14 protein-coding genes are annotated in these 14,766 nt (G+C 45.9%); 6 read left to right on the top strand and 8 right to left on the bottom strand.

Annotated elements, in window-relative coordinates; translation table 11 throughout:
- The first annotated feature begins 11 nt into the window (after window positions 1-11).
- On the top strand, window positions 12-1,877 hold the full coding sequence (locus tag L5L94_RS11690) for a SurA N-terminal domain-containing protein (protein WP_263163258.1): 1,866 nt from the start codon (window positions 12-14) through the stop codon (window positions 1,875-1,877).
- A gap of 189 nt (window positions 1,878-2,066) precedes the next feature.
- Here the strand turns inward: L5L94_RS11690 and L5L94_RS11685 are convergent, their stop codons facing one another.
- The 8 genes from L5L94_RS11685 to pspF form a co-directional block, all read right to left on the bottom strand.
- Window positions 2,067-2,279 carry a molybdopterin-binding protein gene (locus tag L5L94_RS11685; protein ID WP_006085368.1) on the bottom strand — a complete coding sequence of 71 codons (213 nt, stop codon included), beginning with the start codon at window positions 2,277-2,279 and terminating at the stop codon, window positions 2,067-2,069.
- A gap of 138 nt (window positions 2,280-2,417) precedes the next feature.
- Window positions 2,418-3,620, bottom strand: coding sequence for an enoyl-ACP reductase FabV (fabV, locus tag L5L94_RS11680; RefSeq protein ID WP_105252933.1), 1,203 nt, complete (start codon window positions 3,618-3,620; stop codon window positions 2,418-2,420).
- Between the two features lie 105 nt (window positions 3,621-3,725).
- Complete coding sequence (locus L5L94_RS11675) at window positions 3,726-4,511, bottom strand: ATP-binding cassette domain-containing protein (RefSeq protein WP_105252932.1); 786 nt, start codon at window positions 4,509-4,511, stop codon at window positions 3,726-3,728.
- Entirely contained in the window at window positions 4,492-5,499 is a 1,008-nt protein-coding gene (locus L5L94_RS11670) for an oligopeptide/dipeptide ABC transporter ATP-binding protein (RefSeq protein WP_263163255.1), read from the bottom strand. The genes L5L94_RS11675 and L5L94_RS11670 overlap by 20 nt, the downstream gene beginning before the upstream one ends.
- A 3-nt stretch (window positions 5,500-5,502) precedes the next feature.
- The gene (locus tag L5L94_RS11665) at window positions 5,503-6,393 is read right to left on the bottom strand and encodes an ABC transporter permease subunit (protein ID WP_105252931.1); all 891 of its coding nucleotides are present in this window, start codon (window positions 6,391-6,393) and stop codon (window positions 5,503-5,505) included.
- Window positions 6,380-7,411 (bottom strand): ABC transporter permease, encoded by a 1,032-nt coding sequence (locus L5L94_RS11660; RefSeq protein ID WP_028760461.1) that lies wholly within the window; start codon window positions 7,409-7,411, stop codon window positions 6,380-6,382. The genes L5L94_RS11665 and L5L94_RS11660 overlap by 14 nt, the downstream gene beginning before the upstream one ends.
- The gene (locus L5L94_RS11655; protein ID WP_263163254.1) at window positions 7,411-9,036 is read right to left on the bottom strand and encodes an ABC transporter substrate-binding protein; all 1,626 of its coding nucleotides are present in this window, start codon (window positions 9,034-9,036) and stop codon (window positions 7,411-7,413) included. The genes L5L94_RS11660 and L5L94_RS11655 overlap by 1 nt, the downstream gene beginning before the upstream one ends.
- A 69-nt stretch (window positions 9,037-9,105) precedes the next feature.
- Window positions 9,106-10,197 carry a phage shock protein operon transcriptional activator gene (gene pspF, locus L5L94_RS11650; RefSeq protein ID WP_219250257.1) on the bottom strand — a complete coding sequence of 364 codons (1,092 nt, stop codon included), beginning with the start codon at window positions 10,195-10,197 and terminating at the stop codon, window positions 9,106-9,108.
- A gap of 177 nt (window positions 10,198-10,374) precedes the next feature.
- Here pspF and pspA point away from each other — a divergent pair, with 177 nt between their 5' ends.
- From pspA to L5L94_RS11625, 5 genes are all read left to right on the top strand, one after another.
- Window positions 10,375-11,058: a phage shock protein PspA gene (gene pspA / locus L5L94_RS11645; RefSeq protein ID WP_263163252.1), complete on the top strand. Its 684-nt coding sequence runs from the start codon at window positions 10,375-10,377 to the stop codon at window positions 11,056-11,058.
- Between the two features lie 17 nt (window positions 11,059-11,075).
- Window positions 11,076-11,315 (top strand): envelope stress response membrane protein PspB, encoded by a 240-nt coding sequence (pspB, locus tag L5L94_RS11640; RefSeq protein WP_006081138.1) that lies wholly within the window; start codon window positions 11,076-11,078, stop codon window positions 11,313-11,315.
- The gene (pspC, locus tag L5L94_RS11635; RefSeq protein WP_263163250.1) at window positions 11,302-11,688 is read left to right on the top strand and encodes an envelope stress response membrane protein PspC; all 387 of its coding nucleotides are present in this window, start codon (window positions 11,302-11,304) and stop codon (window positions 11,686-11,688) included. Before pspB ends, pspC begins: the two co-directional genes overlap by 14 nt.
- A gap of 113 nt (window positions 11,689-11,801) precedes the next feature.
- Complete coding sequence (locus L5L94_RS11630; protein WP_263163248.1) at window positions 11,802-13,262, top strand: YcjX family protein; 1,461 nt, start codon at window positions 11,802-11,804, stop codon at window positions 13,260-13,262.
- On the top strand, window positions 13,259-14,518 hold the full coding sequence (locus tag L5L94_RS11625; RefSeq protein ID WP_263163247.1) for a YcjF family protein: 1,260 nt from the start codon (window positions 13,259-13,261) through the stop codon (window positions 14,516-14,518). The genes L5L94_RS11630 and L5L94_RS11625 overlap by 4 nt, the downstream gene beginning before the upstream one ends.
- The last annotated feature ends 248 nt before the right edge of the window (window positions 14,519-14,766 follow it).

Here is a 14,766-nt window from a genome sequence, read left to right as displayed (position 1 = left end):
CGAGAAATCTGATGTTAGAAAAGATCCGCGATGGTTCGCAAGGCGTGATTGCTAAAGGCATTCTCGTACTTGTGATTTTATCTTTTGCATTTGCAGGAGTCAGTAGTTACTTAGGTTCAACAACTGATGTGTCTGCAGCAGAAGTGAACGGTGACAAGATCACTAAAGCCGAGCTAGAGCAGGCGTACCAGAGCGAGCGCTCTCGCATGGAGCAACAGCTAGGTGAAATGTTTGCTGCGTTATCTGCTGACGAAAAATACTTACAAAGCATTAAGCAGAGCGTATTAGAACGCTTAGTGGCTGACAAGTTGATAGATCAAGCTGCTAAGGCTATGGGTCTACGTGTATCTGACGAGCAAATTGTTGCTGCAATGAGAGCTGAACCGGCATTTCAAACTGATGGCAAATTTGATAACGATCGTTATCAGGCGATTCTGCGTCAGTTAGGTTATCAGCCACAGACTTTCAGAGACATGATGCGTGTCGATATGACCCGTCGTCAGTTAACTGCAGCCCTTGTGGGTACTGAATTCGTGTTACCTGGCGAAGCTAAGCAATTGGCTGAGTTACAAGGCCAAACCCGTGATGTGCGCTATGTTATTGTCGATTCTGCACCATTCTTAGCGACAGCGGTTGTGACTGACGAGCAAGTGAAAAACTATTACGACGCAAACCAAGGGCAGTTTATGAGCCCTGAGATGGTGAGTCTAGAATATGTTGAACTGAATGCTGCTGATTTTACTAAAAATAATCCAGTTTCTGATGAAGAAGCACAAACGTATTACGAAGAACATAAAGCACAATATGTTTCTAACGAGAAGCGTCTTGCCGCGCATATTTTGGTTATGCCAGGTAACGATGAAGCGACAGCAAAAGCCAAGGCTGTAGATCTTGCTAAGCAATTAGATAGCGGTGCCGATTTTGCTGATCTGGCTAAAGCTAACTCTGATGATACTTTGAGTGCAGAGCAGGGCGGTAAACTGGATTGGTTTGAACCTGGTGTAATGGACCCCGCATTTGATGCCGCTTTATTTGCATTAAATAAAGACCAACATTCTGCGGTGGTTAAAACAGACTTTGGTTTCCACATTATCAAGCTATTAGATGTGCAATCTGGCGCGACTGTACCGTTTGCTGATGTGAAAGTTAAGATAGTGGCTCAATTGCAAGATAAGAAAGCGGTTGACCAGTTCTATAGCTTACAAAGTAAATTAGCGGATACCAGCTATGAAGTGCCAGATACACTATCTGAAACCGCAAAAGCTGTTGGCGTTGATGTTAAGACTACAGCACTGTTTTCTCGCGATAACGCACCTGCTGAGCTAAACAAGCCTGACTTAGTTAAAGCTGCCTTCTCTGAAACTGTGATGCTGAAAGGTTTAAACAGTGAAGTGATTGAGCTTGAACCTAACCATGTGGTTGTTATCCGAGTGAAAGAACATCATGATGCGGGTACTTTGGCCTTAGCTGAAGTGAAAGCCAACATCACTGAGCGCTTGAAGCAAGATCAAGCAAACGAAGCCGCCCGTGCAAAAGCACAGGAACTGATGGCACAAGTTAAAGCGGGTGCAACTGATCTTGGTTTAGTGTCTAAAGCGAAACTAGGCCGTGGCGCGCAAGACGTTGATGCTGCGATTGTAGGCAAAGCGTTCCAAATGCCAACACCAAGTACCACTCCTGTTGTTGATACCGTTGGTTTAGCAAACGGTTATGCTGTGGTTGCACTGGATAAAGTCAACGCTGCAGAAGGTGTGAGTGATGAGCTAGTTAATGCACTTAAACAACGTCTGAACGCACAATACAGTGAAGCAGACTACCGTGGCTTGATCGATTCGCTTAAAGCCAATGCTAAGGTGCTTTACCCTGTAGAAGAATAATTTCAGTGAGGATAGCGAGTTATTAAATTTACTATCCGACTGATTAAATAGAAAAGGCCAAGTGAGTTCACTTGGCCTTTTTTTTAATTCGATAAAGTTTACCAATGAAGTTCGAAGGATATCCGCTATAGCAACACTGTCAGACTCCATATTCCATTACTTCAATCGCCACGTTACTGAATTGAATGGTTAATCATCAACGCCAATCATTACGCTGCTGGCTTTGATGAGGGCATAAGCCGAATCACCCACTTTGAGCCCTAGGCGCTCACAGGAAGCTTTAGTCACCACAGAGGTCAGTACGACACCGGGTGCAAGTTCTATTGTCACTTCATTGTTTACAGCGCCCATTTCTATGGATTTGATTGTACCGCTGAGGGTGTTTCTTGCGCTAATTTTCATTGATTTTCCTTATTGAGGGATTATTAGGGGTCAACTGCAGCTAGTGTAGCGCATCTTAATCTGGGAGTTATAAATAAAAACGCCACTAAAAAGTGGCGTTTAACGTTTGTGATAAGCAGTGATTCGCTATCGAGTTGATTAGAGTTCGATAACGTCAAATTCAACGTATGGGTTAACGTCGGCATCGTAATCAATGCCTTCGATACCAAAACCAAATAACTTAATAAATTCAGCTTTGTATTCACGGTAATCAGTCAATTCTGATAAGTTTTCTGTGGTCACTTGTGGCCACAAATTACGGCAGTGTTGCTGAATATCTTCACGCAGTTCCCAGTCATCTAAACGTAAGCGATTATCACTGTCGGTCTCAGGTTTTGCACCATCGGCACGGAATAGGCGCTCACTGAATAAGCGATAGATTTGCTCCATACAACCTTCATGGAGACCTTCCTGACGCATTTTCTTGAATACCATAGCGATATATAAAGGCATGACAGGAATGGCCGAACTCGCTTGAGTCACAACGCTCTTTAGCACTGCAACATTTGCGCTGCCGCCAGTGGCTGACAGTTGTTCATTTAACGCTTTTGCTGCGCGGTCCAGATCCATCTTGGCCTTGCCAAGGGCGCCGTGCCAGTAAATTGGCCACGTCAGTTCAGTACCGATATAGCTATAGGCTACGGTTTTGCAGTTATCCGCTAATACACCGGCTTCAGATAAGGCTTTAATCCACAGTTCCCAATCTTCGCCGCCCATAACGGTGACAGTATCAGCAATTTCTTGCTCAGTTGCTGGCTCAACGGTGGCTTCAATGATGCAGTCTTTATTGGTATCAACGGCAGTCGCTGTGTAAGTTTCGCCAATGGGTTTTAAAGCTGATCGGATAAGCTCACCTGAATCAGGGAGTTTGCGCACTGGTGATGCCAGTGAGTAAACAACCATGTCAATTTCACCAAGATCTTGCTTGATAAGCTCGATGACTTTTTGTTTAGCTTCATGGCTAAAGGCATCGCCGTTAATGCTTTTAGAATATAAACCTTCCGCTTTAGCAAATTTGTCGAAAGCGGCAGAGTTGTACCAACCTGCAGTACCTGGTTTCGCTTCAGTACCTGGCTTTTCGAAGAACACGCCAATCGTTGCGGCATCGCTACCAAAAGCGGCTGCGATACGTGAAGACAGACCATAGCCACTTGATGAACCGACTACTAATACCTTTTTCGGGCCGTTAGCGATCTTGCCTTTTGCTTTAGTTAAGGTGATTTGTTCTTGAACGTTTACTTCACAACCGACAGGGTGTGTAGTGGTACAAATGAATCCACGAATTTTTGGTTTGATAATCATATTTAAGCTTCTTCTATCAAAATGACCAATAGGATAAATATTTCGGCGGGTAAATGGCACCTATTTTTAGCCAATTCACCTGATTATTTAAGTGGTTGGAGCAGTTTAGCGTTTGTGAACAAACAGACTCTGCTCTTGGACCAACCTCTGGGTGTATTCATGTTTTGGTGAATTAAATATTTGTTCTGTATCAGCTTTTTCAACCATTACACCTTTGTGCAGTACCATAATTTTATCGCTGACATGGCGAATAATATTGAGATTATGGGACACGAAGATATAAGACAAGCCGAGATCTTTTTGCAGTTTTAACAGCAAATTAAGAATTTGCGAACGCACCGAAAGGTCCAGAGCGGTTAAGGCTTCATCGGCAATGATAATTTTAGGATTGAGCATTAAGGCTCGTGCTACTGCGACTCGTTGTTTTTGCCCTTCGGAAATCATGTGCGGATAAAACTCCGCATGCTCGGGTAATAAACCTACTTTTCGTAAGGTATCGACCACTTGGGTGTGCCGCGATTGCGCTGACATTTGGGTGTTGAAACGCAGCGGCTCATCGAGTAATTGACCAATCGTTAGGCGCGGGTTCAGTGAAGTATTCGGATCTTGGAAAATCATCCGAATTAAGCGGCATCTTTGCTTCACATTGCGGCTATCTAAGGCTTCACCTTCGAAAAAAATCTCGCCGCCGCTGCGGGGCTCTGCACCGACTAAAATGCGGGCGAGGGTACTTTTACCTGAACCCGCCTCACCCACTATCGCTAAGGTTTCACCGCGTTCGAGTTCAAAGGATACGGGCGCTAATGCATCGTTATATTGGCGGGAAAAGCCCTTATAACCAGTATCATATCTTTTATAAAGGTCATTAACTTTAAGCAGTGGGGTCGTCATTATGGGTTTCGCCGTGATAAGGGAAATGACAGGCAAAATAGCGGTCTTTGATATGACTCAAATTTGGCTGATTAACGCATTTTTTTTGTGCTTCAGGGCAGCGTGGCCCTAAACGACAACCAATAGGCAAATGCTGTAAGGCGGGCGCAGAACCCGGTAGGGTAGGCATAATCGCCTTGTGACCACCTGAGCCTGAATAGTCGGGCATATTTTCGAGTAACGCCTTAGTGTAAGGATGATAAGGCTGCTTAATCACTTCGTCCGTCGGCCCAGATTCCATGACTTGACCGCAATAGAGCACGGATAAGTGATCGCACCATTGGGCTAAGGTTTCCAGCTCGTGGCTGATCAATAGAATCGATACGTTTTGTAATTGATTTAATTGGGATAATAATCTGAAAATTTGCGCCTGAGTGCTGAGCTCCATCGAGCTTGTGGGTTCGTCTGCAATCAAGAGGCGAGGCTGGTTAGCAACCGCCATCGCAATCATCACCTTTTGGCATTCGCCTTCGGATAATTCCCATGCGTAGCTAGACATCACCTGCCGCGGATTCTTGAGCCCGACTTTATGCAGCCATTTCTGTGCTGTAAGTCGTGCATGCCTGCGCCGTTGCCAAAAATAGGCGTTGGGATTTTTAGGCATAGCTTGCATTAACTGACTGCCAACGGTTTGTGCTGGATCTAAGCTGCCAGACGGATCTTGGAAGATCATCGCCATGTCTGAACCCATCAGATTACGGCGCTCTTTTGAGCTCATGGCCATCAAGTTATTGCCATCCCACATCATGCGGTCTGCTGTGATAGTCCAGTTAGGGCCGGGGATGCCTAAAATTGCTCTGGCTAACAAACTTCGTCCTGAGCCAGATTCACCGACTAGCCCATGAATTTCGCCCGCATTGAGCGTTAAGCTGACTTTTTCTAGCGCCCGCACTCTACCGTGGGGCGTATCGAGTTCAATCGTTAGATTTCGTACGTCGAGTAAGGGCATAAGTTAGTTTCTGATGGGCGCAAGCGCCGACCGTAGGCCATCGCCAACCAAGTTAATGGAAAGCACACTGAAAAGAATTGCTAAGCCTGGGATAGTTACGGCCCAAGGCGCTGTTAGTAAATTATCCATTCCTTGGGCGACCATAGCGCCCCATTCTGGACTCGGCGCCTGTGCGCCCAAGCTTAAAAAACCCAGGGCAGCGATATCTAAAATAGCAGCTGAAATGGCAAGTGTGGTTTGAATAATCACCACTTCCCACACGTTTGGCATAATGACATACCAAAAAATTTGCATCGAGTTAGCGCCGTCTAAACGCGCGGCTGTGACATATTCTTTTTGTAATTCTTCATGCACTGACTGGTGTATGGAGCGCACAAATTGTGGGGTTAAGGCTATCCCGACCGCCCAGAACACATTTTCAAGCCCTGGTCCCATTACAGCAACTACTAAAATGGCCATTAATAATGAAGGAATTGATAACAGCGCATCGAGCAAATGACCAAGAATACTGGATTTTAAGCCCCGCATCATGCCCGACAACGACCCTATGATAAAGCCTGTGAATAATGCAGTAACTACGATCAGCAGCGCCATGCCAAAGGTCAAGTGCGCGCCGTGTAATAATCGGCTGAAAATATCGCGGCCGAGATCGTCAGTCCCTAAAAAGTGCGCCACTGTCCCTGAAGGGTCCCAAGAGGGTGGCAATAGCAAGGCTCTTGGATCTTGTGCCTCTGGCGGAAAGGGCGCAATCATAGGGCCAAACAGGGTTAGCAAGAGCAGAAATGCAATCGTCCACAGACCTGCTAAAGCGAAAGGATTAGCCGAAAAGTTAATCCAAACCCGCATAGTCGGGGAGGCAATTTGATCTTCTTGATAAATTTTAACTGGTGGCATAAAGGTCTTTTCTGCTCAGTGGATTAAAGGCTGTGTGCAGCACTTCAATCAAGATACTTAGGAAGATAATCAATAGGGCCACGGCCAAAATCCCACCTTGGATAACAGTATAGTCCCGTTGGTAAATCCCTGAAACTAGCCAAGATCCTACACCAGGCCAAGAGAAAATCATTTCAACCACTATGGCATAACTGGCAAATGAGCCAAGCATTAGCCCTAAATGTTTAAGTACGGGGATCAGCGCATTGGGCAGGGCGTGGCGCAGTATAATCGTGCCAGTATGCATGCCTCTGGCTTCGGCGGCGCGAATGAAGGTTTGATTCATCACATTCACCATTGCCGAACGGGTGCTACGAACCACTACAGTAAAAGGTAACACGGCCAGGGTTGTGGCAGGTAAAATGATATGCAGCAGGGCATCTTTAAATGCCGACATGCCGTATTCTGACTCTGACAACAAGGTATCCACTAGCATAAAGCCAGTGACGGGCTTGATTTCATAGAGCAAATTGATTTGTCCCGAAATTGGTAACCAACCAAGATCGACTCCAAACCAAAGCGAAAGATAAAGGCCTAACCAGAATACGGGGACAGAGTAGCCCGTTAGGGTAATCGCCATAATGGTATTTTGGGTGAGCTTATGTTGACTCTGGGAGGCGAGCACGCCTAAGGGCACGCCCAAGCAAATTGCGATAATACCCGCCATCACAGCAAGTTCGAAGGAGGCGGGCAGGACGGCACTGAGTTCTTCGGCGACTTCTTGATGTGACGTGACTGAAATCCCTAAATTACCGCTAAGCCTTTGTTGTAGGTAAGCGATAAATTGCCACGCTTGGTTTTTATCTAATTTGTAGTCCTGTTCTATTTGAACCAGTTGGGTCGCCGTCGGTGTATGTATGCCAGTGAGTGCATAGGTGCGCTCAACTGGAAACAAGCCTGTAGCGTAAAATAAGACACCCACCATGACTAACGAAGTAGCAAGAAATAAATTGAGGCGACGCAGTAGGTATGTAAACATTAATTCGCCTCCTGTGGTGCTTGGCTAGTATGGGTGAAGGAAATCCCACCAAAAGGCGTAAGCTGCATATCCTTGATATCACTGCGAGTTAACGCTACACGTTTGGCATGGGCCAGACTCAGCATAGGTACTTGTTCAGCTAAAAAGGCTTCTGCTTGTTGATAAATCACTTTACGTTCCGCTTGATCTGATACTTCCCTTGCGCTGTTTAAGATGGCATCAAACTCAGGGTTACACCAGCGAGAACGATTGTTGTTTGATTGCATTGCTGCGCAGCTCAGCAGCGGATTAAAAAAGTTATCGGGATCGCTGTTATCAGCATTCCAGCCAATCAGCACAGAATCATAGTCGTCGCGGCTCAGTCTCTGATTAAATACGCTCCAATCGTAACTGACGATATTCACTTTTACGCCGATGTTTGCTAAATCGGATTGAATTAATTCGGCCGTTTTCAACGAATTGGGGTTATAAGCGCGGGCAACCGGTATGGCCCAAATATTGATGCTGAGATTTTTTATACCAGCTTCTTTTAATAGGTCGCGTGCTTTTTGCGGATTGTAATCGACAAGTCCTTTGTTATTTTCGTAGGCCCATGATGCTGGCGGCAGAACGCCGGTGGCTTCAATGGCAGTATTTTGATAAACCGCTCGCAGGATATTTTGTTTATCAACAGCATAGGCCAGTGCACGACGTACGCGAACATCATCTAATGGTGGCTTTTGCGTATTAAAGGCCCAAAATGCCACGTTAAGACCTGGTTGTGATTCGATGTTTAATTCTTGATGCTGTTTGATAACAGGCAGTTCACCTGCTTTGGGCAGCGCAGAAACGCTGCAATCCCCGGCGATAAGCTTAGCGAGCCTAACTGTACTTTTGGGCGTGATATCAAATACCAGCATATCGATTTTTGCTGGCTCTCCCCAAAAATCGGGATTACGGCGATAGCGGATATATTCGTTTTTAGCGTATTGCACTAAGGTGAACGGTCCTGTACCAATGGCAAAGTGGTCGACGTTTTCAGGATGACCTAAAGCTAACTGCTGCTGCGCGTATTCGTTTGATAAGATCACCGCAAAGTCGGTGGCTAAATTCGACAGAAAAGAAGCGTCTTTGCGGGTTAAGTAAAAGACCACTTCATGATCGTTTATCTTTTCTATCCCTTTAACTTGCTGAGAAAAGCCAATACTTTGGAAGAAGGGATAACCCGTGCGGGAGACAAAATGATAAGGATGCTGGGTATCGATAATACGATTAAAGGAGAACAACACATCGTCGGCATTAAAGGGGCGAGTTGGGTAAAAACGTTTTGAATGCTGGAACTGCACGTTTTCCCTGAGAGTGAAACGATAGCTTAAGCCATCATCAGACATGGCCCAACTCGTCGCCAAGGCAGGGACAATCTTGCCTGACTGGGTGTCATAATCCACTAGGCGACTATAAATTTGATGCGAGGTGGCATCGATTGTCGTGCCAGATGTCACCAATTGTGGATTAAAAGACTCAGGGTTCCCTTCGGAGCAATACACCAAACCAGAAGGGAGTTGTTGGGGGCCACACGCGACCAACAACCAACTCATGCAAGAAACTGCAGTTGTTAGGCACAGGCGTCTAATTAGCACACTCATTTATAAATCATTATTTTATCGACTATGAACGGCTATTTTAGCAGTGCATCTCCCCCGTGGGCAATCTGCTTATGCTTTATCAAGTAAATTGTACTTTTTAAGGATGCCACGCAGTTGGTGGTAGCTTAATCCGAGCATGTCGGCGGTTTTCTTTTGGTTATATTGGCTGTTTGAGAGTGCCTGCTGGATCAGATCCATTTCGTACTGCTCCGTTTGCTCTTTAAAATCTAACGGAAAATTAAAGCAATTTGTTGAATACTCAGTATTGACTTGTACTTCAGCCTCAAATATCGGCGCAGATTGTGGCGTACTGGCAACTGTTGTTGGCGCAACTGAGGTGATTTGACGTTCGCGGGTCTTGATCCGAGTTTTAGGCCGATACGGTGAAGCAAAGGGATCGAGGGTAATATGATCGATGGGCCTATTTTCACCACCATTACGGTAAACGCTGCGCTCGACCACGTTTTTAAGTTCACGGATATTACCCGGCCAGTCGTGGGTCATTAATTGCTCGACCGCATGGGCGCTGAAACCGCTGAATAGCTGCAGCTTTAATTGGCGCGCCATGCCAACGGCGAAATATTCCGCCAGCGTCATGATGTCTTCTGGGCGGCAACGCAGTGGTGGCAGAGTAATTACATCGAAGGCGAGTCTATCGAGCAAGTCGGCACGAAATTCGCCTGCGTCAGCAAGTGATGGTAAATCTTCGTTGGCGGCGCAGATTAAACGAACATCAGCCTGCACCGTTTTGCTGCCGCCGACCCGCTCAAATTCGCCATATTCAATGACACGCAGGAGCTTTTCTTGGATAAGTCCTGAGGTGTTGGCTAATTCGTCAAGAAATAAGGTGCCACCGTCGGCGCGCTCAAAGCGGCCTTCGTGTTTGCCTTTGGCGCCAGTAAAGGCTCCTGACTCATGGCCAAATAATTCACTCTCGAGTAAATTTTCACTCAAAGATGAACAGTTTAGCTTAATAAAACTTTGATCCCAGCGCTTAGACAGATAATGTAAGCGTTCGGCAATAAGCTCTTTACCTGTACCACGTTCACCAATAATCAGTACGGGTTTAGACAGAGGCGCTATTTGCGACACATGTTCTAACACTTCGAGTAGGGCGTTGGATTGACCGATAAGGTTGTCTTGCTGAAATTTATTATCCACGATATTTTTTAGTCTTTCGCGCTAAAATTTGGTGAAAATGATAATAAGTGGCTTGAAGCGTAAAAGGAAGTAAAAGTTAATATTTTGTTTAAATGGCTGTATTTAAATAAGAAATTAAAGTTGGCACGGTTAGTGTATTACCTTGTACGAGACCAACATCAATTTGAGGATAGGATTATGGGAATTTTCTCTCGTTTCGCCGATATCATTAACTCTAATATCAGCGCATTGCTGGATAAAGCCGAAGACCCAGAAAAAATGGTTCGACTGATTATCCAAGAAATGGAAGACACACTCGTTGAAGTGCGTTCTACCTCAGCTAAAGTATTAGCTGAAAAGAAAGAGCTGCAACGTCGTATCAACCGCGTGTTAGAGCAAGTGCAAGATTGGCAAGATAAGGCTGAACTGGCACTGTCCAAAGACCGTGAAGACTTAGCGAAAGCCGCTTTAGTTGAAAAACAAAAAGCGACCGGTTTAGCAGATACGCTGATTCAAGAGTTAGCCGTCATCGATGAACATATCGCACGCTTGAAAGATGAAGTGGGCATGTTGCAAGAAAAGCTGCTCGATGCAAAAGCGCGTCAAAAGACCATTATTTTGCGCACTCAAACAGCGTCATCACGCTTAGAAGTGAAAAAGCAGCTAGATTCAAGCAAGATCGACAATGCTATGCTCAAGTTTGAGCAATATGAGCGCCGTGTCGAAGGCTTAGAAGCCCAAGTTGAATCTTACGATCTTGGCAGCAAGAAGACCTTAGCCGATGAGTTTGCGGCGCTAGAAGCGGAAGATTCTGTGAATGCAGAACTGGCAGCGCTCAAAGCCAAGGTAAAAGGTAAAGCGCCAACTAAGTCAAAAGAATAACAATTCAGAGGTGAGTTATGGATATGGACGTGCTAATGGCGCCGATTATTATTTTCATGGTGATAGTCGCGCCAATATGGTTAGTTCTTCATTATCGCAGTAAGCGACAAGTGAGCCAGGGACTCACTGAGGAAGAGTTTTCACAACTCAATGATTTGATATCCAAGGCCGATAAAATGGCGGCGCGTATCGAGACCTTAGAGGCCATTCTGGATACAGAATCGCCCGAATGGAGGGGGAAACATGAGAGGATCTAATGGCCGTACTTTGTACCGCATTCCCCAGTCAGGCAAAATAGCGGGTGTATGTGCAGGGATTGCCGAGTACTTTGCGATTGAAACTTGGTTAGTGCGAGTGCTGACTGTGTCTATCTTCTTACTCGGCGGCTCAGGTGTGGTATTTATCATCTATGTCGCTTTATGGGTGATTTTAGACATCAAGCCACAGAAGTCGTACGATAGGGACGATATTGAGGTGAAGAAGAAGCCGTGGCAGTCGGGAGAACCCGCAAAGCAAGCGCTAAGCGACGTGAGTCATCAATTTCGAAGTCTGGAAGTCAGGCTACAAAATTTAGAACGCCATGTCACCTCTGACAACTTTGATTTAAAAAGACAAATCAATAGTTTGTAACCCTTCTAAAGGGCGGCCATGTCCGCCCTTGTTGCTTAATCTCTGCTCCATTCCAGTGTATAGTCAACATCACTTGACATAAGTTAACATCATTCGACATAAGGGAAGTCTCTATGGGAATGCTTGATGCCTCGCTCCATAAATTAACCCAAAAGGGCCAATCCCTGTTACATCGCACCGCGGACCGGCATTTACGTTTGGCCGTGACTGGGCTTTCTGGTGCAGGAAAAACGGCGTTTATCACAGGGTTAGTCAATCAGTTACTCAATTCTGGACCTGTCTCAACCTTACCCCACGCCCGCAACAACAGTGCTTTGCCACTGTGGCAAGTGAGCCGCGATCAGCGTTTACTCGGTGTTAAGCGTGCCATGCAGCCGGATCTTGAAATCGCCAGTTTTGATTATCAAGGCGCCATGTTAGCGCTCACTTCCGAACCTGCGACTTGGCCAGCCTCTACCCGTACTATTTCTGAGTTACGCTTGGCGATTAAATACCAGCCTAAGAAGGGCTTACTGGCCAAGTTTTCTGATACCGCCACCTTGTATTTGGACATAGTCGATTATCCTGGCGAATGGTTACTCGATTTACCTATGTTGCGCCAAGACTTTGTTACTTGGTGCCGTGCTCAACAAGTTCGCATCGAGAATCTTAAAAGCTCGCCTTTGTATGCTGAGTTTGAACAATCTTTGATTTCATTGGATTTAGCCGCCAGCGCCGATGAGCAGCAATTAAAGCAGATTGCCGATCAATATCAGCTATTACTCAATGATTTAGTGCATGTGCAAGGTTATTACCAAGCGCAACCTGGGCGCATGTTATTGCCGGGTGAATGGCAGGGGGCTCCTTTATTGGCTTTTTTCCCCCTTTTATTGGTTAATGATGAAAAGTTTGCTGAGCTTTCGCAAAGCGATAAACACAGTGGATTCCATGTACTTGAAAAACGTTATCAAGAATATGTGGCTAAAGTGGTTAAGCCTTTCTATAAAAACCACTTTGCCGGTTTTGATCGGCAGTTAGTACTTGTTGACTGTTTTAGTGCGTTGAATCGCGGTAAAAAGCAATTTGAGGATATGGGCGCGGCGCTCAATGCCATTATGGAAAGCTTTCAGTTTGGCCAATCGAGTTATTTACGGCGGTTATTTGCCCCCCGCATCGACCGTTTATTGTTTGCCGCGAGCAAGGTTGACCATGTGACCCGCGATCAGCAGAGCCATGTTTTGTCCCTGCTGACCGATATGCTGAAACACAGTCAGCATTTTGCCAGTTTCGATGGTTGTAAAGTGGAGACTATGGCGATTAGCGCCATTAAAGCGACTCGCCATGGCATGGTAACGACCCAAGAGGGCGAGGTGGAAGTCGTGCAGGGGATGGGACTCAACGGTAAAGCCCTGACCTTGTTTCCAGGCGAAGTGCCCACTCGCTTACCTGAAGCGCATTTTTGGCGTGACCAAGGGTTTAACTTTGTCGGCTTTGCACCGCCGAGCAATGCCAATGTTGACCCCTCTCAAGTGCATTTTGACCATATTCGTCTCGATCATTTGCTGCAGTACTTACTGGGAGATAAGTTGGAATGACGTTAAAGCTATCGGATAACGCTAATGAGCAGGCTTCTAATTCTTCTGCGAACTCATTTGAACGCTCGGCTGAACAATCAGTTGAGCAATCCATTGAACAACAGGCCATTAAACAAAAGCCGCTGAAAAAGCAGCAGCTGTTTGACCCAGAAGTCGTGGATCTCAAACCCAGCAAAGAGGAGCTCAAAGGGGCGAAAGCCTTTGATCCCCATACGCCAGTGCAAGAAGTGGCTGCCGATATTGAGGAATTGATGGATGAAACGCTGTCTGCCCATCCAAAAATGATTGATGCTAAATCGGTATCGCCTCAACTTGTTAAATCACGCCGTTGGTCTTGGCTCGCCCGTCTAGCTGCTGTGAGTTTATTGCTGCTTGTAGTCGTTCAAACAGGATTAGGACTGAGGGATGCTTGGCTTGAGAGCCCTTGGTTGTTCAGTTTTTATGGTGTGGTGCTTGGGGTTGTCAGTGCGTGGGCATTGGCGGGCGCAGTCAGTGAATACCGTAAGCTCAAGCGACTCAAACAGGTCGCCGATACTCAAGAAACAGGTGCAAGGCTAGCGCAGAGCATGCAAATGGGTGAAGCAGACAGCTTTATCGATAATATCGTTTGCCACTATGAAGACAGCCAAGGTTTGCAGCAACTTCGCCGTTCATTAAAAGATGAACATAATGATGCCGAGAAAGTCTTGTTATTCGAGGACTTAGTGCTGACTGAGCGGGATGAACTGGCAAAGAAAGTGGTGCGAAGATATGCAGCCGAGTCGGCAGTTTTACTGGCGGCCAGCCCTTTAGCTGTGCTCGATATGGCGATTATCCTATGGCGTAATCAACGTATGCTGCGCGATGTGGCCCGTTGTTATGGCATTGAGCTAGGTTATTGGAGCCGGATTAAACTTATCCGCAGTATTATCATTAATATTATTTATGCGGGTACCAGTGAGTTAGTTACCGATTTAGGAACACAGCTGTTATCGGTTGAAATGACCGGTAAATTGTCTGCTCGCTTGGCCCAAGGTTTAGGCGGCGGTATGCTAACGGCGCGTCTTGGATATCAAGCCATGGCGCTGTGTCGGCCGATTGTGTTTAGAGAAGATCAAAGGCCTAAATTGTCTAAAGTGCATCAGGAATTGTTGATCGAACTTAAGCAGTTTTCAGGCAAGCTGTTTACCAAAGAAGGTCGCGACGCATTAAAAGGCCAATTCGCCGATGTTGATGACAAAGTCTCTCGGCCAGCTAAAGATAAGTCTAAAGAGTAGATGCTATTTAATATCAAATAATTAACCGATTGAAATGGCCGAAAGCAGATGCGCTAATGGACTTGTTCCTTGGCGCATTTTTTATGATTTTCTTTGCAGGTACCGAGTATGACTAAGTGCGACGTAAAAGTGCTATGTAACAAGTTAATTACACTTTTGAGCGCTGCTATTTTTGCCATGCTACTGGCTTAAGTGCTTGGCCGCGTTATGGTAGGGCTTATTCGATAGGGCTAATGTTTCATTAACTT

The sequence above is a fragment of the Shewanella sp. SM21 genome (assembly GCF_025654335.1).
GTDB classification, from domain to species: domain Bacteria; phylum Pseudomonadota; class Gammaproteobacteria; order Enterobacterales; family Shewanellaceae; genus Shewanella; species Shewanella oncorhynchi.
Note: the sequence above shows the minus strand (reverse complement) of the source record. Positions and strands in the feature narration are given on the sequence as shown.